This is a genomic window from Jatrophihabitans lederbergiae (assembly GCF_031845305.1).
In the GTDB taxonomy this organism is placed as follows: Bacteria; Actinomycetota; Actinomycetes; order Mycobacteriales; family Jatrophihabitantaceae; genus Jatrophihabitans_A; species Jatrophihabitans_A lederbergiae.
Window position 1 is genome coordinate 199251 of record NZ_JAVREH010000002.1, and the last position, 21450, is coordinate 220700.

Annotated in this window: 14 protein-coding genes and 1 pseudogene; 5 read left to right on the forward strand and 10 right to left on the reverse strand. The window is 69.0% G+C overall.

Annotation, left to right across the window (positions count from 1 at the left end; genetic code table 11):
- Positions 1-80: 80 nt before the first annotated feature.
- A complete protein-coding gene (locus RM423_RS02505; protein WP_311421410.1) occupies positions 81-1799 on the reverse strand; it encodes a DUF885 domain-containing protein in 1719 nt (572 codons plus the stop codon).
- A gap of 173 nt (positions 1800-1972) precedes the next feature.
- On the opposite strand from RM423_RS02505, the gene RM423_RS02510 reads away from it, so the two are divergent.
- Together RM423_RS02510 and RM423_RS02515 are read left to right on the forward strand one after the other, a co-directional pair.
- Positions 1973-3199: an NADP-dependent isocitrate dehydrogenase gene (locus RM423_RS02510; protein WP_311421411.1), complete on the forward strand. Its 1227-nt coding sequence runs from the start codon at positions 1973-1975 to the stop codon at positions 3197-3199.
- 154 nt (positions 3200-3353) lie between these two features.
- Complete coding sequence (locus tag RM423_RS02515) at positions 3354-4166, forward strand: enoyl-CoA hydratase/isomerase family protein (RefSeq protein WP_311421412.1); 813 nt, start codon at positions 3354-3356, stop codon at positions 4164-4166.
- 53 nt (positions 4167-4219) lie between these two features.
- Here the strand turns inward: RM423_RS02515 and RM423_RS02520 are convergent, their stop codons facing one another.
- The 9 genes and pseudogenes from RM423_RS02520 to galE form a co-directional block, all read right to left on the reverse strand.
- Positions 4220-7216, reverse strand: coding sequence for an SMC family ATPase (locus RM423_RS02520; RefSeq protein WP_311421413.1), 2997 nt, complete (start codon positions 7214-7216; stop codon positions 4220-4222).
- Positions 7216-8406, reverse strand: a complete 1191-nt coding sequence (locus tag RM423_RS02525) for an exonuclease SbcCD subunit D (RefSeq protein WP_311421414.1) — start codon at positions 8404-8406, stop codon at positions 7216-7218. Before RM423_RS02525 ends, RM423_RS02520 begins: the two co-directional genes overlap by 1 nt.
- Before the next feature lie 54 nt (positions 8407-8460).
- Positions 8461-10494, reverse strand: coding sequence for a beta-galactosidase (locus RM423_RS02530; protein ID WP_311421415.1), 2034 nt, complete (start codon positions 10492-10494; stop codon positions 8461-8463).
- A gap of 28 nt (positions 10495-10522) precedes the next feature.
- Positions 10523-11863: a glycoside hydrolase family 36 protein gene (locus RM423_RS02535; RefSeq protein WP_311421416.1), complete on the reverse strand. Its 1341-nt coding sequence runs from the start codon at positions 11861-11863 to the stop codon at positions 10523-10525.
- A gap of 33 nt (positions 11864-11896) precedes the next feature.
- A complete protein-coding gene (locus tag RM423_RS02540) occupies positions 11897-12841 on the reverse strand; it encodes a carbohydrate ABC transporter permease (protein WP_311421417.1) in 945 nt (314 codons plus the stop codon).
- Positions 12838-13812: pseudogene (locus RM423_RS02545) on the reverse strand (carbohydrate ABC transporter permease). Before RM423_RS02545 ends, RM423_RS02540 begins: the two are co-directional and overlap by 4 nt.
- Positions 13813-13850: 38 nt before the next feature.
- Positions 13851-15176, reverse strand: coding sequence for an ABC transporter substrate-binding protein (locus RM423_RS02555; RefSeq protein ID WP_311421420.1), 1326 nt, complete (start codon positions 15174-15176; stop codon positions 13851-13853).
- A gap of 189 nt (positions 15177-15365) precedes the next feature.
- Entirely contained in the window at positions 15366-16475 is a 1110-nt protein-coding gene (galK, locus tag RM423_RS02560) for a galactokinase (protein WP_311421421.1), read from the reverse strand.
- On the reverse strand, positions 16472-17461 hold the full coding sequence (gene galE / locus RM423_RS02565) for a UDP-glucose 4-epimerase GalE (protein WP_311421422.1): 990 nt from the start codon (positions 17459-17461) through the stop codon (positions 16472-16474). The genes galK and galE overlap by 4 nt, the downstream gene beginning before the upstream one ends.
- Positions 17462-17548: 87 nt before the next feature.
- On the opposite strand from galE, the gene RM423_RS02570 reads away from it, so the two are divergent.
- From RM423_RS02570 to RM423_RS02580, 3 genes are all read left to right on the forward strand, one after another.
- On the forward strand, positions 17549-18886 hold the full coding sequence (locus RM423_RS02570) for a hemolysin family protein (protein ID WP_311421423.1): 1338 nt from the start codon (positions 17549-17551) through the stop codon (positions 18884-18886).
- Positions 18887-19377: 491 nt separating this feature from the next.
- The gene (locus RM423_RS02575) at positions 19378-19704 is read left to right on the forward strand and encodes a CopG family transcriptional regulator (RefSeq protein WP_311421424.1); all 327 of its coding nucleotides are present in this window, start codon (positions 19378-19380) and stop codon (positions 19702-19704) included.
- Positions 19705-19937: 233 nt separating this feature from the next.
- Positions 19938-21419 carry a lytic transglycosylase domain-containing protein gene (locus RM423_RS02580; protein WP_311421425.1) on the forward strand — a complete coding sequence of 494 codons (1482 nt, stop codon included), beginning with the start codon at positions 19938-19940 and terminating at the stop codon, positions 21417-21419.
- Positions 21420-21450: the final 31 nt, after the last annotated feature.

Sequence of the window (21450 nt, forward strand, 5' to 3'; positions counted from 1 at the left end):
CACTTTGAATCGTGGTTGAGCTTTTGCTGGTGAACCTGGGTGGGCTCGGCGCGAGGCCTGGGTTCAGAGTCGTGCGCGGTTCACAGTTCGTCCAGCACCGCCTGGCTGAGGACGTCCAGGCCGACGCTGCCGATATCCAGGGCCCGGCGATGGAAGTCTTTGAGGTTGAAGTCGCTGCCGGCGCGCGCCCGGGACTCGTCGCGCAACCGCAGCCAGTGCGCCTCGCCGAGCTTGTAGGACGGGGCCTGGCCCGGCCAGCCGAGGTAGCGCTCCAGCTCGAACCGGACGATCTCCGGCGCCAGCGTGGTGTGCGAGCCGAGGAACGTCAGTGCCTTGTCATAGCTCCAGTCCCCGCCGCCCACCTCGGCGGGAGCGGGCAGCCCGCAGTGCACGCCGATGTCGAGGACCACCCGCGCCGAGCGCAGCGACTGGGCGTCCAGCAGGCCGAGCCGGTTGGCCGGGTCGTCCATGAAGCCGAGATCAGCCATCAGCCACTCCGCGTACAGCGCCCAGCCCTCGCCGTGGCCCGAGACCCAGGTCCCGAGCCGGCGCCAGCTGTTGAGCAGCTCCCGGCGGTACACCGTCTGCGCCATCTGCAGATGGTGACCCGGCGTGCCCTCGTGGTACACGGTCGTCAGCTCGCGCCAGGTGGAGAACTGGGTGACGCCCTCGGGCACCGACCACCACATCCGCCCGGGCCGCGAGAAGTCGTCGGAGGGCCCGGTGTAGTAGATGACGCCGGTGGTGGTCGGCGCGATCCGGCACTCCAGCGCCCGCACCGGCTCGGGAATGTCGAAGTGCGTTCCGTCCAGGGCTGCCAGCGCGCTGTCAGAGGCCTGCTGCATCCAGGTCTGCAGGGCCTGCGTTCCGTCCAGCTTGCGGCTCGGGTCGGCGTCGAGGAATTCGATCGCCTCCGCGATGGACGCGCCAGGCTTGATGTCCTCGGCGGTCTCGCACATCAGTCCGGTGATCCGGGCAAGCTCCTGCTGGCCCCACTCGTACGTCTCGTCCAGGTCGACCGTGGTGCCCAGGAACTGCCGCGACGCGATGGCGTACCGGTCCCGGCCGACCGGGTCGGCCGCCGGAGCCTGCGGCAGCAGCTCGTCGGCGAGGAAGTCGCGCAGCCGACGGTAACCGGCCTGGGCGGCCTGCGAGCCGCGATCGAGGTCGGCGCGCAGCGAATCCGGCAGCGGCTGGTTGCCAGCACCGGCAGCGGCACCCGCGACGAAGGCGGCGAAGAAGCCGTCGGGCCCGAGGTTGCGCTCGCACTGCTCCACGCAGGCCCGCACCTGCCGGCCGGCCGCGACATCGCCCCGGCCGGCCGCGAGCCGCAGCGAGGCCAGATAGCCCTCGACGGCGTCGGGGATCCCACCCAGCCGGGTGGCGATGGTGGACCAGTCCTCGGCGGTGGTGATCGGCATCAGGTCGAACACGTCGCGCAGGCCCTGGACCGGACTGGCGATGTTGTTCAGGTCCCGCAGCCGCTCGCCGTGCTCGTGGGCAGCCAGGGCGACGCCGATCCGCTCACCCATCGCGGCGATCGTCACCTTGTCGACGTCGTCGGTGGCCGTACTGTCCGCCAACTCGGCGCGGGTGGTCCTGAGCAGGTCGGCGTGCGCCACCAGCCCGTCCGGTGACAGGTCGGGCATCTTCTCGTCATAGCCCACGAGGCCGGCACTGGTCGCCATCAGCGGGTCCAGGGCTGCCGAGGCCAGCAGGAACCGGTCGGCGAGAGCGTCCACCGCCGTCGCCGTCCGGAAAGAGGCGGTCGGAGAATTGCTCGCGTCGCTGCGGGTCATGGCAGCGAAGATAACCCGCGGTGACCGCGTCTGTGTCAGCAGCTCCTTTCGCCGACGCCGACCGGTTCGAGGCAGCCGCGCATTAGTAGGCTCGCATCTCAGAGCGCCGCCACAGGTGGACGTGCTGGCAGCAACCGCGCAACCGCGCAATCGAGGCAACCGAGAGGCCGTAGATGTCGAAGATCAAGGTGGTAGGAACCGTCGTAGAGCTCGACGGCGATGAGATGACGCGGATCATCTGGCAGTTCATCAAGGACCGGCTGATCCATCCGTACCTGGACGTGAACCTCGACTACTACGACCTGGGCATCGAGCACCGCGATGCCACCGACGACCAGGTCACCATCGATGCGGCCGAGGCCATCAAACGCCACGGCGTCGGCGTCAAGTGCGCCACCATCACCCCGGACGAGGCGCGGGTGGAGGAGTTCGGCCTGAAGAAGATGTGGAAGTCGCCGAACGGCACCATCCGCAACATCCTCGGCGGCGTCATCTTCCGCGAGCCGATCATCATGCAGAACGTGCCGCGGCTGGTGCCGGGCTGGACCAAGCCGATCGTCGTCGGCAGGCACGCCTTCGGTGACCAGTACCGTGCCACCGACCTGAAGGTGCCGGGCGAGGGCACGTTGACGCTGACCTTCACGCCGAAGGACGGTACTGATCAGGACCAAGCGCCCACGATCCTTAATGTCTTCGAGTTCCCCGGCCCCGGTGTCGCGCTGGCGATGTACAACCTGGACGCCTCGATCCGCGACTTCGCCCGGGCCTCGCTGAACTACGGCCTGCAGCGCAACTACCCGGTGTACCTGTCCACGAAGAACACCATCCTCAAGGGCTATGACGGCCGGTTCAAGGACATCTTCGAAGAGATCTTCGAGGCTGAGTTTGCAGAGGCGTTCAAGTCAGCTGGCCTGACCTACGAGCACCGGCTGATCGACGACATGGTCGCGTCGGCGCTGAAGTGGGAGGGCGGCTACGTGTGGGCGTGCAAGAACTACGACGGTGACGTCCAGTCCGACATCGTCGCGCAGGGCTTCGGCTCGCTGGGCCTGATGACATCCGTGCTCGCGACCCCGGACGGCCAGACCGTCGAGGCCGAGGCGGCGCACGGCACGGTCACCCGGCACTACCGCCAGCACCAGAAGGGCCAGCCGACCTCGACCAACCCGATCGCCTCGATCTTCGCCTGGACCCGTGGCCTGGCCCACCGTGGCAAGCTCGACAACACCCCCGAGGTGACCGAGTTCGCCGAGACCCTGGAGCGGGTCTGCATCGAGACCGTCGAGTCCGGTCAGATGACCAAGGACCTGGCGTTGCTCATCTCGAAGGAGACTCCGTGGCTGACCACCGAGGACTTCCTCGCCGCGATCGACGCCAACCTGCAGAAGGCGATGGCGTAGCCGGCTCGTTCGATCGACTACCAGCTCAGCACGCCCGGCCTGACCCAGCGGTTGGTGAAGGCGGTGGTCGGACGGGCGGCGAGTTATGCCGAGCGGTGGAGCCATCACGCGCCCCCGTGACGGTCTGGTTCGAGTAGCGGGGAGGCAGCTTTCGGTGGCGCGTCCGTACCCGAACTTCCAGCTGACGCATGCCGGTGGCGTGGCCCGGGTGATGATCGACCGGCCCGGCAAGCGCAATGCCCTGACGGTGGAAATGTGGCGTGGGCTGACCGACATCTGCGCGGAGCTGGCCGCCGATCGGGAGCTGCGCGCTGTGGTTCTCAGCGGCGCGGGGCAGTCGTTCTGCGCCGGGGCGGACATCAGCGCGCTGTCCGAGGACGACGACACCATGAAGGCGGTGGTGGGACGGGCCGAGCAGGCGCTGCGGAACCTGGCGGTGCCGACCATCGCCCGGATCAGCGGTCATTGCATGGGTGGCGGCACCCAGCTCGCCGCCGCCTGCGATCTGCGGATCGCCGACGACACCGCCCTCTTCGCCGTGCCACCGGCCAAGCTGGGCGTAATCTACGCGGTGTCCTCGACCCGGGCGCTCGTCGATCTGATCGGCCCGGCCGCTGCCAAGCGGCTGCTGTTCACGGCCGAGGTCCTGGACGGGCCCGCGGCGCTGCGGCTCGGACTGGTTGACGAGACGGTCGCCGCGCGGGACCTGGACGCGGCCGTCGACCGGCTGGTGGCACAGCTGCTGGCACTGGCGCCGATGACCCAGCTCGCCGCCAAGGAGCTGATCAACGCGATAACGGACCGCAGCGGTGGCTCGGACGGCAGCGGTGAGCCGGACGGCAGCGGTGAGCCGGACGCGATTTACGAGCGATGGATGGGGGAATGGCGACGAAGCCCGGACGGGGCTGAGGGGCCGCGCGCATTTCTGGAGCGCCGGCCGCCCCGGTTCGGCTGGCGTGCCGACTGATCGGCCAGCTGCTCACAGTTACGGCTACGGCTGTGCGCGGCTGCGTGATCGGCTCATGCCGTGATGGTGAGGCGCGACGAGCCGTCGGGGTTGCGCCGGACTTCGATCCGGTCTGGCACCCGGGTCTTCAACTCGTCGACGTGGCTGATGATGCCCACCACCCGGCCGCCCTCGCGCAGCCCTTCGAGTACGACGAGTACCTGATCCAGCACCTCGTGGTCGAGCGTGCCGAAACCCTCGTCGATGAACAGCGTGCCCAGGTCGATGCCACCGGACTCGGCGCGCACCACGTCCGCCAGACCGAGCGCCAGCGACAGTGACACGTAGAACGTCTCACCGCCGGACAGCGTGCCGGGATCGCGTGGCCGTCCGGTGTGCAGATCGAGTACCCGCAGGCCCAGACCGGAGCGGGCGTTGCCGCTACGCGCATCGGTGTGTTCGAGCTCGTAGCGGCCGCCGGAGATCCGGCGCAGCTGGGTGTTCGCCGCACTCAGGATCTCGGTGAACCGGCGCACCAGTACGTACGTGGTGAGGTCCATCTTGAGCTGGTTGTCGCCCAATCCGGCAGCGAGGTAGCCGATCCGGATGGCGGGTGCGGTCTGGCTGAGCACCGCGGCGCTTCGCGCCAGGGCAGCATCGAGCCGGTCGGCGTGGGTGGCCGAGGAGGCCCGCCGGTCCTTCGCAGCTCCGTGCAGGGCAGCCGCGGCTTTCTCGTCGGCCTCGGCGGCGCGCAGTGACTCCGCCAGTTCGGCCAGCTCCGGCGCCGGCGCGTCCAGCTCCGGATCGGTCAGGTCGGGGTCCGACAACCGGGTGACCAGGGCGGCCCACTCGTCCTCGTAACCGCGGATGTGGGTACGCAGGCCCGCGAGCTGGGAACTGGTGCGGGTGGCGTGGCGCCAGCTCGGCTCGCCGTCGAACTCCGCGGCGCTCAGCGCCGCGGCGAACCCGGCCCCGGCCTCTTCGGCAGCCCGCACGGTGGCGTCCGCGGCGCATGCGGCTGTCGCGGCGTCATCGATGAGGCGGATCTCGTCCTGGAGCAGCCGCGCTCGGTCGGCAACCGTCGGCTGATCGGCGCGGGCCGCGGCCACCGCCCGCTCGTCCTGGTCGATGCGACTGGAAAGGCTGTCGACTCGCTCGGCCAGCCTGGTCTCGGCAAGGGCCGCCTGACGTGCCTGCTCGGCGAGCTCGGTGGCCAGCCCCGCGCACTCGGCGAGCTCAGCCTCGATTCCCGCCAGCTCGGCCGCGGTCGCCTGCGCCGTGGCGAGCGCGGCGGCGGCGCGGTCGAGCTGCACGGCGGCCACGTCGGTGCTCAGCTGGTCTGCGGCGGTCTGCAACAGTGCCAGCTCGGTCTTCTGCCGGTTGAGCTCTTCACGCCGGGTCTGCACCGTGTCGTGCAGCAGCGCCAGCCGCCGCTCGGCGCGATCGAGATCGTCGCGGGTCACCTGGTCCGGTGCGCGGCGGGCCGGCTGCGGATGCTCAACCGATCCGCACACCACGCACGGGTTCCCGCTCTTCAACGCCAGGCCGAGTTCGCTGGCGATGCTGGCCCGCCAGCTGTTGCGCAGGGACACCAACCGGACCTCGTGTTCTTCGGCAGCCCGCAGTGCCTCCTGGGTCAGCAGCTGGTTCTGCGCGGCGAGTTCGGCGGCCTCGGCCGCGCGTTCGGCTGCGACCAGTCGCTTCGCGGCCCGGTCACGCTCGGAGGTGAGCGAGGGAAGGTGCGCGGTGGCCGTCGCGGCGACGTCCCGGGCCACGCTGAGCGCTCGCTGCCGTTGCGGAAGTTCGGCCAGCGCGCTTGACGCGGTGTTGTGCAGAGCCACGTGCCGCTCACGTTCGGCCAGCGCGTCGTGCCGCTCGGCGCGCAGCGGTGCCAGCTCGCGCTCACGCCGCAGCGGCTCGGCCAGTGCGCCGACAGAGGTGCGCAGCTCGGCGTTGGCCGCCCGAAGTGCCGCTTCGTCGAGCACCCGCAGCGGCGGGCGGAGTCGTTGGCGTGCCGCGCTGTCGGCGTCCTGCGCCTCGTCCGAGCGGCCGATCGCGGTGACGAGCGCGTTGGCGGCGGGAAGCACGGCCAGCGCGCGCTCCGCCGCGGCAAGTTCGGCGCAGGCGGCGGCCTGGGCGTCGGACCCCGCTGCCAACCGCTGCTGTTCGCCTCGCAACTGGTCGCGCAGCGCGCGGCGCCGGAACACCTCCCGCGCGGTCTGCACCGTCGTCTGAGCGGTCAGCCGGCGGCTGGAGGCCGAGGCATAGGCCTCGCCGGTGGCAGCCTCGTCGGCCAGCAGGGCGGCGCGGACGGCAGCCAGTTGCTCCATCAGGCGAGTGCCGTCACCAGCCTCGATCGACTGGATCAGCTCGGCGGCGACGGACGCGTCCACGGCGGCCGCGCCGAGGAACGCGTGCGCGGCCTTGGTGACCGCCGCTGCCCCGGCTGTCCGCAACTGCTCAGCCTTGCGGCGGCCCTCGATCAGCTGGTCCTGGGTCCGGGCGAGCAGTTCGGTGCCGAACAGCTTCTGCAGCAGGGCGCGCTTGGTGGTGGTATCGGCGCGCAGGAAGTTGGCGAACTCGCCCTGCGGCAGCACCACGGTTTGGACGAACTGGGCGTGGGTCAGCCCGACGGCTCGGGTGATCTCGTCCTCGGCGTCGCCGAGATTGGTCGACAGCAGCTCACCGCGGTGCGGCTCGTCCGGTGAGGTCAGCCGCCAGAGCTTGACGGTCATGGAGGCGGTCAGGCTGCCGGTGCCGCGCTTCTTGGGGCGATCGAAGCTGGGGGTGCGGCGGACCCGGTAGACCCCGCTCTGGGTCTCGAACACCAGCTCGACCACCGGCTCGTCGGCCAGCGGGGCATGGTGGGACTTCAACCGCTCGGCGACCGCGGAGGCCTGCGCGACCTTGCCGTAGAGGGCGAAGCTGATGGCGTCCACCACGGTCGACTTACCCGCGCCGGTCGGCCCTTCGAGCAGGAACAGCCCGCTCTGCCCGAGCCGGGTGAAGTCGATCTCGACGGCGCCGAGGAACGGGCCGATCGCCGTCATGCTGAGCCGGTGCAGGCGCATCAGCTGGCCCCCGGCTCGCTCAGCGCGGCCTGGTAGGCCTCGGCGAACAGGTCCAGTTCGACCTCCGCCGCCCCCAGTCCGGTGACGTGCCGCACGAAGTCCGCCCCGAGCTCGCGCGGGCTCTGCTCACGGGCCGCGATGGCCGCACTCTCGCCGGCCGGCCCGGCCCCGGCCGGCAGGTGGAGCACCTGCAGCACGTACGGATAGTGGGACTTGACGCGGTCGAAGAGCCGGTCCGGACGGGTCCGGTCGGTGACCGTGATGCGCACCCAGTTCTGTACGTGAGCCGAATCGGCAAGCACCTCGTCCAGCGTGGCGGTCAGCTCCGCCATGTCGCGAGGCTGGCTCAGCGGAACGGCCGTAATGCCGACCTGCCCGTCGGCGGCCAGATCGACCAAGGTGACGGACTTGGCCTGGGCGAGTTCGGAGAAGGAGTAGCGCAGCGGGGAACCGGAGTAGCGCAGCACGGTGGTCGAGGCACCGGCGCCGGAGGGCTTGGGCTGCTGTGGGCCGTGCAGGTGCCCGAGCGCCACATAGTCGACGCCCTCGAAGGTGTCTGCCGCGACGCTGTGCACGCCGCCGACCACGATGGACCGCTCGCTCTCACTCGGTGCGCCACCCACCACGAACGCGTGCGCGACCACCATGGAGCGGGTGCCGACGGGTCGCCGCGCGAGATCGGCGCGGACCCGGCTCATCGCCGCGGCCATCACCGCCTGGTGCGAGCGTTCGAGCGGTTCGCCGCTGTCGGACAGGGCAGCCCGGGCCGCGTCCGGATCGAGATAGGGCAGCGGGTAGACGGCCACCGGCTCGCCAGCACCGCCCGGGTCCGAGATGAGCACCGGTTCGCCGACGGACGCCAGGTCCGTCCGCACCTGCAGGCGATCGGTGAACAGCCGGGAGCCGAAGCCGAGCCGGATCGCGGAGTCGTGGTTGCCGGCCGTGACAATGACAGTGGTGTGCTCCACCAAGGCGGCCAGGGTGTCCTGCAGCAGCGTCACGGCCTCGATCGGCGGCACCGCGCGGTCATAGACATCGCCGGCGACGATCACCGCGTCGATGGCGATTCCGTCCACCGGATCGCTGACCAACGAGCGGATCTGGGCAAGCACCGCGCGCTGGGCATCCAGCAGGTCGACACCGTGCAGGGTCCGGCCCAGATGCCAGTCGGAGGTGTGCAGAAACCGCATACCCGAAAACCTACAAGCGGCCTCCGACAGAACCCGGGAACGACTCAGCTGTGGTCAGCTCTGAACCACCCGAACCGCTCCAGCCGGAACGCTCAGACTGTCGACCACGGCCGTGCCGGTGAGCAGCTCGGCACCTGGCATAGGTAGCTCCACCGGGTCGGCGGTGTGGTTGATCACGAAGGTGAACGTCCGGCCATCCCCCGTCCGGCGGACCACCTCGACCCCAGCCGGTACGTGCGGGGTGTCCGGCAGCCCGAGCCCCTGCACGCCAGCTTCGGCCAGTACCCGAGCCAGCAGCGCAGCCAGGGCGTCGTCGCCGAGCTGGGTGCCCAGGTACCAGGCGGCACCCATTCCGATCGCGTTACGGGTGATGGCGGGCGAACCGGCGACCGGGCCGCCGGCGTAGGACGCGACCAACTCGGCCCCCGCCGTCCGGCCGAGTTCGGACCAGACCGTCCCCTCGCCGTAGGACGGGGCGCCTTCGGCTGGCCGGAGAGCGACTCTCTGGCCCGGCAGCAGCGGGAAGAACTCCTCGATCCGGACGCCGAGCAGCTCCCGCAGCGCTCCGGGATAGCCGCCGAGGTAAATGCGGTCGTTCGGGTCGGAGATGCCGGAGAAGTAGCTCACCAGCACCGTGCCGCCGGCCTCGGCGAAGCGGCTGAGGGCGGCCGCGTTCTCGGCGCTCAGCAGGTACAGCTGCGGCACCAGCACCACCCGGTACTTCTCCAGGGGCCCGCTCGGGTGGACGAAGTCGCAGCCCACGCCCGAGCGCCAGAGGGCGGAGTACAGCTGCCGGGCGCCGGCCAGCGGAGAGACGTCCACCGACGGGTGCGAGTCCAGCTCGGCCGCCCACCAGGAGTTCCAGTCGTAGGCGATCGCCACCTGTGGCGGCTCGACCACGGTGCCGGCGACCTCACCCAGCTTGCTCAGCGCGGTGCCCAGCTCGACCACCTCGCGCCAGACCTTGGTGTCCGTGCCGGCATGCGGCAGCAGGGTGGAGTGGAACTTCTCCGCCCCGGCGGCAGAGGCGCGCCACTGGAAGAACAGCGTGCCGTCGGCCCCCCGTGCCAGGTGCTGCAGGGAGTTGCGCAGCAGCTCACCGGGTGCCTTCGCGACATTGCGCGGCTGCCAGTTCACCGCCGAGGTCGAATGCTCCATCAGCAGCCATCCCTTGCCGCCCGCCAGCCCGCGCATCAGGTCCGCCGACATAGCCAGGTGCTCGGCCGGGTTTGGATCGTCGGCGATCAGGTAATGGTCGTTGGACACCACGTCCAGCTCCGGCGCCCAGGCGAAGTAGTCGACCGGCTTGAAGAACGACATGAAGTTCGTGGTGACCGGCTGCGAGGAGTTGGCGCGAAGGATCGCGGCCTCGGACCGGTAGCACTCCAGCAGCTCGTCGGAGGAGAAGCGCCAGTAGTCCAGCTGCTGCGTGGGGTTGACCCAGGTGGGCGACACCCGGGGCGGGATCACCTCGTCCCAGTCGTAGTAGCGCTGGGACCAGAATGCCGTTGCCCACGCGGAGTTCAGCTCGTCCAGGCTGCCGTACCGGTTCTGCAGCCAGCGCCGGAAGGCGGCCGCGGACACGTCACAGAAGCAGTGCGCGTTGTGGCAGCCGTACTCGTTGTGGACGTGCCAGAGCACCACCGCCGGATGTTGCCGGTAGCGCTCGACGATGGCCTGGGTCAGCGCGGCGGCGGCGCGACGGTAGTCCGGGCTGGACGGGCAGAACGCCTGGCGGGAGCCGTAGGACAGCCGGACGCCCTCGGCCGTCACCGGCAGCGACTCGGGATAGCGGGACGAGAACCAGGGCGGCGGCGAGGCGGTGGCGTTGGCCAGGTCGACCCGGATGCCGTTACGGTGCAACAGCTCCAGCACCCGGTCGAGCCAGCCGAACTCGTACACCCCCTCGGCCGGCTCGAGCAGCGCCCAGCTGAAGATGCCGACGCTGACGAGGTTCACGCCGGCCTCGCGCATCAGCCGCACGTCCTCGTCCCACACCTGCTCCGGCCACTGCTCGGGGTTGTAGTCGCCGCCGAAGGCGAGGGTCGGACGGCCGTCGTCGGACAGCCGGGAAGTGACGCGGTGCATGAAGGGCTCCTGCTCAGGCGAATCGGACTCAAGCAAACGGAGTGGCCGGCGGAACGGTCGACAGCAGCTCGTGCGTGGTTCGCAGGCCCCAGTCGTCCAGGGCGGCGATCCGATCCGACGAGCCGCGCAGGCCACCGACGCGCGAGATGTAGTTCGCCAACGCCTGGCGGTTCTCGACCTCGGGCCGGACGATCAGGCAGTCCGGGTCGTTCACCCAGAACCTGCCGTGCTGCCAGGCCCGTCCGGTGCTGGTGAGGATCGCGGCCCGGCCGCTCGGCTTGCCGAGGTCACCGTTCTCCGGCTCGAAACGAGGGCCGGTGTCCGGGCTGATCCGCATCGCGTCGACCTTGCCGACACTGGGCAGCAGCGGAGCGCCGCAGCCGAGCAGGTAGGAGTCGCCGATGCCCTGGCGGATCAGGTCCAGCCCGAGCCGGTACGCGGCGACCGGGGTCAGGCCGCCGTGCCGGTCGCCGTCCAGGGCCGCGGCGTAGACGAAGTCGGTCTTGAAGAAGTCGAAGCCGGCGTCGAGCAGGTAGCCGAACACCTCGGCAAGATAAGCCTGAACTCCGGGATGAGTGGTGTCCAGGCCGTACGTCACCTGGCCCCAGTTGTGGTGTGCCTCGACCAGCTCACCCTCGTCGCGGATCAGCCAGTCCGGGTGCTCGGCGAACAGCCGGGACTTGCTGCCGGCGAGAAACGGCGCGATCCACACGCCCGCTCGCCGTCCGGAGTCCTTGATCTGCGACACCATGCCGGCCAGCGAGCTGAACCGGTCCGACAGGGTCAGCCAGTCGCCGATCTCGCTCTGGTAGCCGTCGTCGAGCTGGACGACGTCGACGGGCAGCCCGTGCTCGGCGATGGCCGCCAGGTTCTCTTCGATGTCGGTCTGCCGGACGCCGGTGAAGTAGTGGTACCAGGAGCACCAGATGGTCGGAGCCGGTCGCAGCTCACCAACGCCGGCCTGCGCGGCGAAGTCGTCGGCGAACTGCCCGAGCGCGGCCTGCAGCCCGGCCTCGGCGGAATGCTCGGTCACCGTCACCGCAGCAGAGGCGGTCACCGTGAGTTCAGCTCCGCGCAGCTGAGCGGTGATCCGGGGGACGGACTCCGCGGCGGACTCGGTGCCCACCACCACGATCGGATCGCCGTTGCCCGGGTCGACGGCCAGCACCCCCTCGCCGCGGAAGGTGCCCGGTGCCGGCTGCGGCCGGGTACCGCCGTAGTTGCCGCGGTAGGACACCGCGCTGGGTGCCCGGTGCGGCAACCCGGTCACCGGGTAGTCCGTGGCGGGTGACCAGGACTGCCAGCCCTCCTCATGCACCCTGGCGATCGCAGGATCGAGCTTCAGAGTGACGACGTGCTGCTCTGCCAAGGCGGTACTGCCTTTCCGGATCGTGGGTTCCGCTCAGCCCTTGCTTGCTCCAAGGGTCAAGCCAGAGATGAATTGGCGCTGCAGTGCCAGGTACACGAGCAGGGTGGGGATCACCGTGATGGTGGCTCCGGCGGCGATCAGGTTGTAATTGCTGAGGAAATCCCCCTGCAGGTTCTTCACACCTGTCGTGATGGGCAGCCGGTCGCCGCTCTGGATGAACAGCAGGGGCCAGAAGAAGTCGTTGTAGATCCAGATGACTTCGAGCGTACCGAGCGCGGCGAGCGCCGGTCGGCACAGCGGCAGCACGATCGCCGCGTACTGGCGCCAGACGCCGGCTCCGTCGACCAGGGCCGCCTCGGTGAGGTCCTCGGGCAGCGCCTTCATGTAGTTGGACAGCACGAAGGTGCAGAACCCGACCTGGAAGGCGACGTCGACCGCGATCACCGAGTAGTAGGTGTTGAGCAGGTTGCCGGAGTCGCTGACCGAGTACGGAAGCGGTGTGTGCTTGAACATCGCGAACAGCGGCGCCGCGAGTACCTGCGGCGGCAGCAGGTTGCCGGCGGTGAACATGATCAGCAGCGTGACGTTGAACCTCCACCGGAACCGGCTCACGGCGAAGGCCATCATCGAGGCCAGGGCGATGGTCAGCAGCACCGACGGCACCGTGATGATCAGCGAGTTCACGAAGTACGTCTGCAGGCCGGCCTGCTTCCAGGCGGTGCTGAAGTTGCCGAAGCCGAAGCTGCCCTTGAGGCTCCAGTAGCCATGCGCGTCGACTGCTGACTTGGGCCGCAGCGCGGTGAACACCGTCCACAGCAGGGGGATCAGCCACAGCACCGCCATTGTGATGAGGAACAGGTGCGTTCCGTAGTGACGAGCACCGGGTGCCCCGCTGGGCTGGCGGCCGGACCCACTGAACCGGCGCCGTGCTGCCGGAGCGTCCTGGACCGGCGTGCTGAGGGTTGCCGACGAGCTCATCGGTCCGCCTTTCGGAACGTCCGGGCGAGGTAGAAGGTGATCGGCACCAGCGAGATGACCAGCAGCAGCACCGCCAGCGCCGATCCGACGCCGATGATCTGCCCCTCGCCGACGAGGTTCTGCACGACCAGCGCGCTGATCAGTTCGAGGCCGTTGGTGCCGCGGTTGATGACGTAGACGATGTCGAAGGCCCGCAGCGCCTCGATGATGGTGATGACGACTACCACGATGTTGATCGGGCGCATCGCGGGAAACACCACCCGGAAGAACGTCTGCCGGGCGGTCGCGCCGTCGATCGCCGCAGCCTCTTTCAGGGACGGGTCGACGCCCTTGAGGCCGGCCAGGTACAGCACCATGATGTAGCCGGTATGCCGCCAGGTCGCGGCCACCAGCGCGGCCCACAGGTTGACGCTGGAGTTTCCGAACCAGTCGATCGCGTGCGGCGTGTCCGCGGTGCCCAGGACGTGGTTGACCAGGCCGTCGTTGCGCTCGTACATCAACTGCCAGATGATGCCGACCAGCACCAGCGACAGCATCACCGGCGTGAAGAAGATGCTCTGGTAGATGCGGCTGCCCCGGATGTTCTGATCCAGCAGCACCGCTACCAGCAGCCCGAGCGGGGTCGCGACCAGCGCCAGGAACAGCAGCCAGATCACGTTGTGCTGCACGGCGGGCCAGAACGGCGGGTAGTCCTTGGTCACGTAGCTGTAGTTGCTCACCCCGGCGGAGCGGATGTCGGACAGCGCCAGCCCGTCCCACCGGGTGAAGGACAGCGCCACCGACAGCAGCATCGGAATCCAGATCAGCAGGGCCTACAACAGGGTCGGCACCCCGACCATCACCCCTAGCACCACCTTGTCCCGGCGGGACAGCCGCTGCACCCCACGGCCCCGGCCGGCCACCGGAACACCGCGCGGCGCGGTGGGTGCCAGCTCCTGTGGGGGGACGGCCGCCAGCGGCAGATCGGTCATCGCGCTACACCCGTCATTCGCACTACCCCTGCCGTCCGTTACGCCTGGTAGAGGGTCTTCGCCTGGGCCTCGAGCTGTTTGGTATCGATGCTGCCGTCCTTGAGGAAGCCCTGTAGCGCGGGCAGCATCACGTTGTTCGCCATGGTGGGCAAGGCATCCCGGTCGAAGAACTGGCTGATGTACTTGGCATGTGCGATCGCGTCGGCGCACTTCTTGTTCAGCGGCGTGAACTTCGAGGTGTCGGCGTCCTTGGCGGTCTGCAGGTTCGAGGTGTCGATCGAGGCGTAGACGTCCTGACCGGCACCGGTACCCAGGTAGGCCAGCAGATCCTTCGCGGCCTGGTTGCTACCGCCCTTCTTGGACAGCATCAGCCCGTCAATGGGCGCTTCGATGGCGTCGGTGCCCTCGACGGCCATGCTGGGGAACGGAAAGAAGTCGATGTCGTCCAGCACGGTTTTATCCGTGAACTGCTGGGTGACGAACGAGCCGAGCAGATACATGCCGGACTTCTTTCGAGCCAGCGTGGTAGCCGCCTCCTGCCAGGTTGCGCCGAGGGCGGCCTTGTCCTGATACGGCAGCAGCGCCTTCCAGTTGTCGAAGACGTCCTTGACCTTCTGCTGGTCCCAGGACTCCTTGTGCGCGCAGAGGTCGACGTGGAACTGGTAGCCGTTGGTGCGCATGTTGATGTAGTCGAAGGTGCCCATCGCGGGCCAGCCGTCCTTGTCGGCAAAGGCTATCGGCGTCAGGCCGTCCTTCTGCATCTGGGCGCACAGCGACTTCAGCGCGTCGAAGGTGGCCGGCACCTGGTAGCCCTTCGAGTTCCACAGACTCTTGCGATAGAAGAATCCCCACGGATAGTTGTAGTTGGGGACGAAGTACTTCTTGCCGTCGTCGCCGGTCGAGGCCTTCGCGAGAGCGTCGGAGAAGTTGCCACCGATCTTCTCCCAGACATCGTCGATCGGGGCGACCAGGCCCTTGGTGGCGTAGTAGCGCGCCCGGTAACCGGCGAACCAGGTGAAGGCGTCGTCCGGGCTGCCGTTGAGGTAGGAGTTGATGTTGTTCTGAAAGTCGTTGTGCGGCACGGTGTTGACCTTGACGGTGTCGCCGGACTTGGCCTTGAACGCGTCCAACACCGCCTGGTACGCACGCTTGGGGACGGCGTCGGAGCTGCCCGAGCCCACGGTGACCGACTTCGACGCGCTGCCGCTGTTGCCGCTGGAGGGCTTGCTGCCACCGGTGCACGCCGCCAGCAGGGGAGCAGCGGCAATGCCGGCCGCGCCCGCCCCGAAGCCTTTCAGGACGGCACGCCGGCTCGGCCCGGAATCGCCCACGCCGACGATGGGACCGGTGGCTTTCGATGACATGGCGCCTCCTAGAGTGGCTTTGCGAGGTAGCTCACCTCACAGAAGTAACCATCATTCAGCGGAACCGAACGCGCCTTGTCAAGAGAGAACCGGTAACTGAAGCGAAATCTGCTTGAAAAGGATGCCAGAAGCGGTCATCGCGGCGCATCGAGCAGAACGCCGGTGTTGCCTTATGTTCGGTCTGGTGGGCTAGTGCAGCTTGTGCGTACCCTGCGCCGCGGTCACCGAAAAGCTGACCGGCAGCGTGTAGTCGCGCCCGGCGAACGCCGCCTCGACGGCAATCGCACCGGCGCGGGCCCGGGCCGGCTCCATCAGCGCGATCACGCAGCCACCGAAGCCGCCACCGGTCATCCGGGCACCGAACGCACCGAACGCGAGCAGCACCTCGACGGCCAGGTCGACCTCGGGCACCGTGATCTCGAAGTCGTCGCGCATGCTCGCGTGCGAGGCGGTCAACAGCGGTCCCGTCTGGCGGAGCTGGCCGGTGCGCAGCAGGTCCGCGCACGCCAGGGTGCGGTCGTTCTCGGTGATCACGTGCCGGGCCCGCTTGCGCAGCGTTTCGTCGTCGAGGCGGCCCATCGCCTCGGCCAGGTCCTCCAGCGTCACATCGCGCAGGGCGTTCACGCCGAGCTGCCGGGCCGCCTGCTCGCACGCCGACCGGCGCTCGCCGTACAGGCCGTCGGTCAGCTGGTGGGGTGCCTTGGTGTCGATGACCAGCAGGGTCAGGCCGGCTGCCTCCAGATCGAAGCTCACCGGCTCGACCGACAGCGAGCGCATGTCGCAGAGCAGCACCCGGTCCTGCTCGCCGAGCACCGACGCCAGCTGGTCCATGCCGCCGGTCGGCGCCCCGACGAAGCCGTTCTCGGCCTCGCGGGCGACCGCGACCAGCTCGGACCGGGTGAGCCCCAGGTCCCACAGGTCGTTCAGGGCCGCGGCGACGGAGCATTCCAGCGCCGCGGACGAGGACAGCCCCGCCCCGCCGGGGACGTCTCCGTCGATGCTGATGGACAGCCCGCGGAGCTGGTGACCCCGCTCGGCCAGCGCCCACACCACGCCCGCGGCGTAACCGGCCCACGCGCCGTCCTCGCCGAGCAGGCCCGGACGAAGGTCGGCGAGCGCGATCTCGACGGGCTTGCCCCGCTGCGCCGAGGCCACCTCGAGCACCGGCTCGTCCAGCGCCGACAGCGTCGCGGTGCAGCCCTGCGGAATGGCCAGCGGCAGGCAGAATCCGTCGTTGTAGTCGGTGTGTTCACCGATCAGGTTGACCCGGCCGGGCGCGCGCCAGCTGGTACCGCTCATCCGGCGCTCTCCGACGGTTGCCGGGTCTGCAGAAAGGTCCAGGCGTCGGCGACCATCTCGTCCAAGCCCCTGGTGGGGCGCCACCCGAGTTCGGCGGCCGCCTTGGCGTTCGAGGCGATCAGGACGGCCGGGTCACCGGGGCGGTTGGGAGCGTCCACCGCGGGTGTCGGCTTGCCGGTGACCCGCCGCACCGAATCGATGACCTCACGGACGGACGATCCGCCGCCGGAGCCGAGGTTGCAGATCAGGTGCCCCTCGGAATGCTCGCGGGTCCACTCGATGGCGCGCAGGTGGGCGTCGGCCAGGTCCAGCACGTGGATGTAGTCGCGGACGCAGGAGCCGTCCGGCGTCGGGTAGTGCACGCCGTTGACCTGGAGCTGCGGCCGCAGGCCGGCCGCCACTTGAAGGGCGATGGGAATGAGGTGTGTCTCGGTGGCGTGCCGCTCGCCGAGCATTCCGTCCGGCGTGATCCGGGCACCGGCCACATTGAAGTAGCGCAGGCTGACCGCGGCCAGGCCGTGTGCCACGGCGTAGCTGGTGAGCATCTCGTCGATCGCCAGCTTTCCGGCGCCGTACGGGTTGGTCGGCCGGGTCGGGGACGACTCCGGAATCGGGGTGGTTTCGGGCTCGCCGTAGGTCGCGGCGGTCGAGGAGAACACCATCTTGCGGACGCCATGGCGGCGCATCGACTCCAGCAGCGCGAAACTGCCGACCACGTTGTTCTGCCAGTACAGCTCCGGCTTGACAACGGATTCGGCCACCAGCGACTTGGCGGCGAAGTGCAGCACGGCGTCGAACCGACCGGCGGCGAGGACATCATGCGCTTCGGTGATCGAGGTTCGCACGAATTCGGCGCCCTCGGGCACGGCGTCGGCGTGACCGGTGGACAGGTCGTCCAGCACGGTGACCTGGTGACCGGCGCCGAGCAGCTCGGCGGTCACGACACTTCCGATGTAGCCGGCGCCGCCGGTCACGAGCACTCGCATGGCAGTCGAGTTTCCGTTCTCGTTGGATCGCGAGAATCCGACCCTACACTTGGAGCCAGGCATTCGACTCGAGGAGCAAACCGCTACATGAACGGCACAGCCCTCAACGTCCTGATCGTCCTTGCCCTGATCCTGGTCGAGGGACTGTTCGTGGCTGCCGAGATCGCGCTGGTGTCGCTTCGTGAGGGCCAGGCCAAGACCATGGCGGAGTCGGGCCGGCGCGGCCAGGCGGTGGCCCGGCTGCTGGACGATCCGAACCGGTTCCTGGCCTCCGTGCAGATCGGCGTCACCTCCACGGCGCTGCTGTCCTCGGCGTTCGGCGCGGTGACGCTGTCCGAGGCGGCCAAGAACTCGCTGATCCAGCACGGCGTCGGCGAGACGCTGTCGGGTGTCGTGGGTATCGTCGGGGTCACCCTGTTGATCTCGTTCGTGACACTCGTCGTAGGCGAGCTCGCTCCCAAGCGGCTGGCGTTGCAGCGGCCCGAGGGGGCCGCGATGCTCTTCGGCCCGACCCTGGACCGGATGGCGACCGTGTTCCGGCCGCTCATCTGGTTGCTGTCCGCATGCACCGACCTGGTGGTCCGGGTGCTCGGCGGCGACCCGAACGCCGGCCGGGAGTCCATCAGTGAAGAGGAGCTCCGCGGGCTGGTGGCCGCCCACGAGTCCCTGACCAGCGACGAGCGACGGCTCATCGACGAGGTGTTCGCCGCAGGCGAGCGCTCGGTCAGCGAGGTGATGATCTCGCGGACGGACGTGACGTTCCTCGATGCCACCATGACGGTCAGCCGGGCCATCAAGCTGGCCGGCGACGCGCCGCACTCGCGGTATCCGGTGATCGGTCGCAGCAGCGACGACGTCCTCGGGTTCGTGCACATCCGCGATCTCTTCCTGGGCGCCCCGGGCACCGAGCCGTCGCTGGACCGGTCCCTGGTGATCGGTGACCTGGTGCGCGAGATCAAGGTGCTGCCCGGCTCCAAGAAGGTGCTGTCCGCGCTGAGCGAGATGCGCCGTGAGGGCCACCACGTCGCGCTGGTGGTCGATGAGTACGGCGGCACCGACGGCATCGTCAGCCTGGAAGACCTGATCGAAGAGGTCATCGGAGATATCCGGGACGAGTACGACGAGGACGAGGAGGCCAACCGGCGTCTCACCGGCGGGGTGGTCGAGATCGACGGCCGCTGCAACTTGGGGGAATTCGCCGAGTTCACCGGCTTCTCGTTGCCCGACGGGCCGTACGAGACGGCCGGTGGTTTCCTGATGGCCCGGCTCGGCAAGCTGCCCCAGGTCGGCGATCGGGTCGAGATCGAGGGACATGTCGTCCAGGTTCTCGAGATCGAAGGCCGTCGAGCCGCCAGGCTGCGGGTGGAGCCGCTGCCTGGGTCGCGACCGGAAGCGGAGCCCGTCAGCGAGCCCGTCCTGCGCTGAGCGGCGCACCTGGGGATCGTTCGGGTAAGTGATGGCACGAATCTGCCACGGACGGGACACGATGTCGCTCACCGCCTTGTGACCGGAATTTTCCGTTCCCGTGGGCCGAAGGGCATCGCATGCACAACCCGACCCTTCTCGGACTCGGATCTCCAGAACACCCTTTGTACCGTTGCAGTTGTGCACTACATAACGGGTTAGTTTTGCAGTACAGTCGGTCTATGGCGGTGACGTGGGCGGCGAGTGCTGACAAGCACGGTGTCGAGCACGCGGACGCGTTGCACGCGATCGCTAATGCTTACTTCGTGAAGGTGGAGTTCGATGAACCGCGGATCGCGGGTGGGTTGCGTCCGACGCTGTACATCGGGCCGCCTCGTCAGCTGGGCGGTCCGTTGCTGGAGGTGATCGTGGTGCTGACGCCTCCCCCGAGATCTGCACATTTTTCACGTCATGATCGCCCGTCAGAAGCACCTGGACCTCATGGAGGAGCAGTGATTAACGAGAAGGACAGCGACGCGCTCGCTGAGTGGGCCGAGCATGAGATAAGCGTGACGGCGCCCTCGCGGGCGGTGTTGCGGGGCACGGATGCCGCGGCGCACGGCAGGGAGGCGTTGGAGCGGGCTCTGGGCGGCCGCCCTTCGCTCGATCCGAATGCCCGACCCGGGCAGCATTCGCGGACCCGGCAGGTCCGGTTGCCGAGCGAGGCGAACGCCAAACTCGATGCCGTCGCGGCGGCTCAGCACCGCAAACCGAGCGAAGTCATGCGCGATGCGTTAGACGAGTACTTCCGCAACCACCCCGATCAAGCCGCCTCCTGACGAGTCAACCCCCTGCGCTGTTTGGGCTTCGGCGGTCTCGACCATGCCAACGACTGCTGCAAGTCACACGCCTGGGGATCGTTTCGGTAAGAGTTCTTGCCGTCTACGGCCAAGTCGTCATTTCCGCTAGCGAATCGGTGCCGCGCTGCCGATGATGGGAATGGACGCCGGTATCCGAGACGGCGATGTCTGAGACGGCGATACCGAAGAGAAAGTGGCACGAGGACTTAGTTGTGGCACACCCGCGTTACGCGCCATCAGGCGCTGTGAACTTCTCGCTCACCCGGATCATCACCAGCGCGGCCGTCCTGGCAGCCGCGGCGCTGGTGTGCGCGCCGGCTCTGGAGAGCGCCGGGCGCACCGCCGCCGCCGCGAGTGTGTCCGAATCGGGGCTGTCAGGCGTCGAGGCGGGAGCGGCCGGTGCCGAATCAAGTGCTGGGACGGCCGGAGCTGGGCTTGGTTCTGGGCCGCCTGGTTCTGGGCAGCCTGGTTCTGGACAGCCTGGTTCTGGGTCGCCCGCTCCGTCGTCCTCGAGTTGGCCCGGTGCCATTCCGATCCGGCCGTCGACGTTCGCGACCGTGCCGCCTGCCCCGAGCGGAACCGGCGTGTCACCGGGCCCGAGTGGAACCGGCGTGTCGGTCGTATCGGCGGTGTTCGGCCCGGCCGGTGAGGTCGGCGCGCTGGGCATTCCGGCAATGGTGCTGCGGGCCTATCACCAGGCCGCGGCCAAGCTGGCCGTCGAGGAACCGTCCTGCAAGCTGCCGTGGTGGTTGCTGGCCGGTATCGGGCACACCGAGTCGGGCCACGCCGAGGACGGCCGCCTCTCTGCCGACGGCACTACCCGCGGCAAGATTCTGGGGCCGCGGCTCAACGGCGGCATCGCCGGTGACGCGATCATCAGCGACACCGACCACGGCGCGTACGACGGCGACACCGGCTATGACCGCGCCGTCGGGCCGATGCAGTTCATCCCCTCGACCTGGCTCCGCTGGGGCGCGGACGGCAACGCCGACGGCAAGCGCGACCCGAGCAACATCTTCGACGCCACGCTGGCCGCCGGGCACTACCTGTGCGCGGACGGCCGCGACCTGTCCACCACCGCCGGTCTGCAGGCGGCCGTCCTCAGCTACAACCACTCGGCGCCGTACCTGAAGACCGTGCTCGCGTGGGGAACCGCGTACCGCAGCGGCGCCTCCTCGGTGGACGACAGCCTGCTGCCGGTGGTCGCTGACGTGACCAAGGTCCGCCCGCCGGTGTCGAGCCGGCCGCCGAAGCGGAAGCCGGCCGTGACCCGATCCAGCAAAACTCCGAGCGGCTCACACGGCCGTTCTTCGCCGAGTGGAGCTTCAGCCGGGTCCGGCTCAGGTGGTTCGGCGGCCGGCGGCAGGGGCGGTACCCGCTCCGGTTCCAGCTCTGGTGCGCCGAGTGCCAGCCCCACACCGACGGGATCGGGTTCGGGACCGGGTTCTAGTTCGGCCCAGCCCACGCCGACCGGCTCGACCAGCGGCTCACCGACGGCAAAGCCGTGCGGATCGCCCACCAGCACCACGTCGGCTCGCGCGACCGATGCCACCTCATCGGCAGCGCCGAGCCCCCGCTTGGCGAGTTCGGCGACTGTCTCGGCTTCGGCTGCTCCTGCTTCGGCTGCTTCTACTTCGGCGGTGAAGACTTCGGCGGCGAGCCCGACAGCAACGCCGACGACCTGCGCGCCCTGAATCATCCCGCTCGGTTGAGCGAACCCCGCTG

Coding starts and splice junctions, on each gene's coding strand:
- galE (WP_311421422.1), bottom strand. CDS start 17,461: ATGCGAGTGCTCGTGACCGGCGGCGCCGGCTACATCGGAAGTGTCGTG.
- RM423_RS02510 (WP_311421411.1), top strand. CDS start 1,973: ATGTCGAAGATCAAGGTGGTAGGAACCGTCGTAGAGCTCGACGGCGAT.
- RM423_RS02570 (WP_311421423.1), top strand. CDS start 17,549: ATGAACGGCACAGCCCTCAACGTCCTGATCGTCCTTGCCCTGATCCTG.
- RM423_RS02505 (WP_311421410.1), bottom strand. CDS start 1,799: ATGACCCGCAGCGACGCGAGCAATTCTCCGACCGCCTCTTTCCGGACG.
- RM423_RS02530 (WP_311421415.1), bottom strand. CDS start 10,494: ATGCACCGCGTCACTTCCCGGCTGTCCGACGACGGCCGTCCGACCCTC.
- RM423_RS02525 (WP_311421414.1), bottom strand. CDS start 8,406: ATGCGGTTTCTGCACACCTCCGACTGGCATCTGGGCCGGACCCTGCAC.
- RM423_RS02540 (WP_311421417.1), bottom strand. CDS start 12,841: ATGAGCTCGTCGGCAACCCTCAGCACGCCGGTCCAGGACGCTCCGGCA.
- RM423_RS02520 (WP_311421413.1), bottom strand. CDS start 7,216: ATGCGCCTGCACCGGCTCAGCATGACGGCGATCGGCCCGTTCCTCGGC.
- RM423_RS02555 (WP_311421420.1), bottom strand. CDS start 15,176: ATGTCATCGAAAGCCACCGGTCCCATCGTCGGCGTGGGCGATTCCGGG.
- galK (WP_311421421.1), bottom strand. CDS start 16,475: ATGAGCGGTACCAGCTGGCGCGCGCCCGGCCGGGTCAACCTGATCGGT.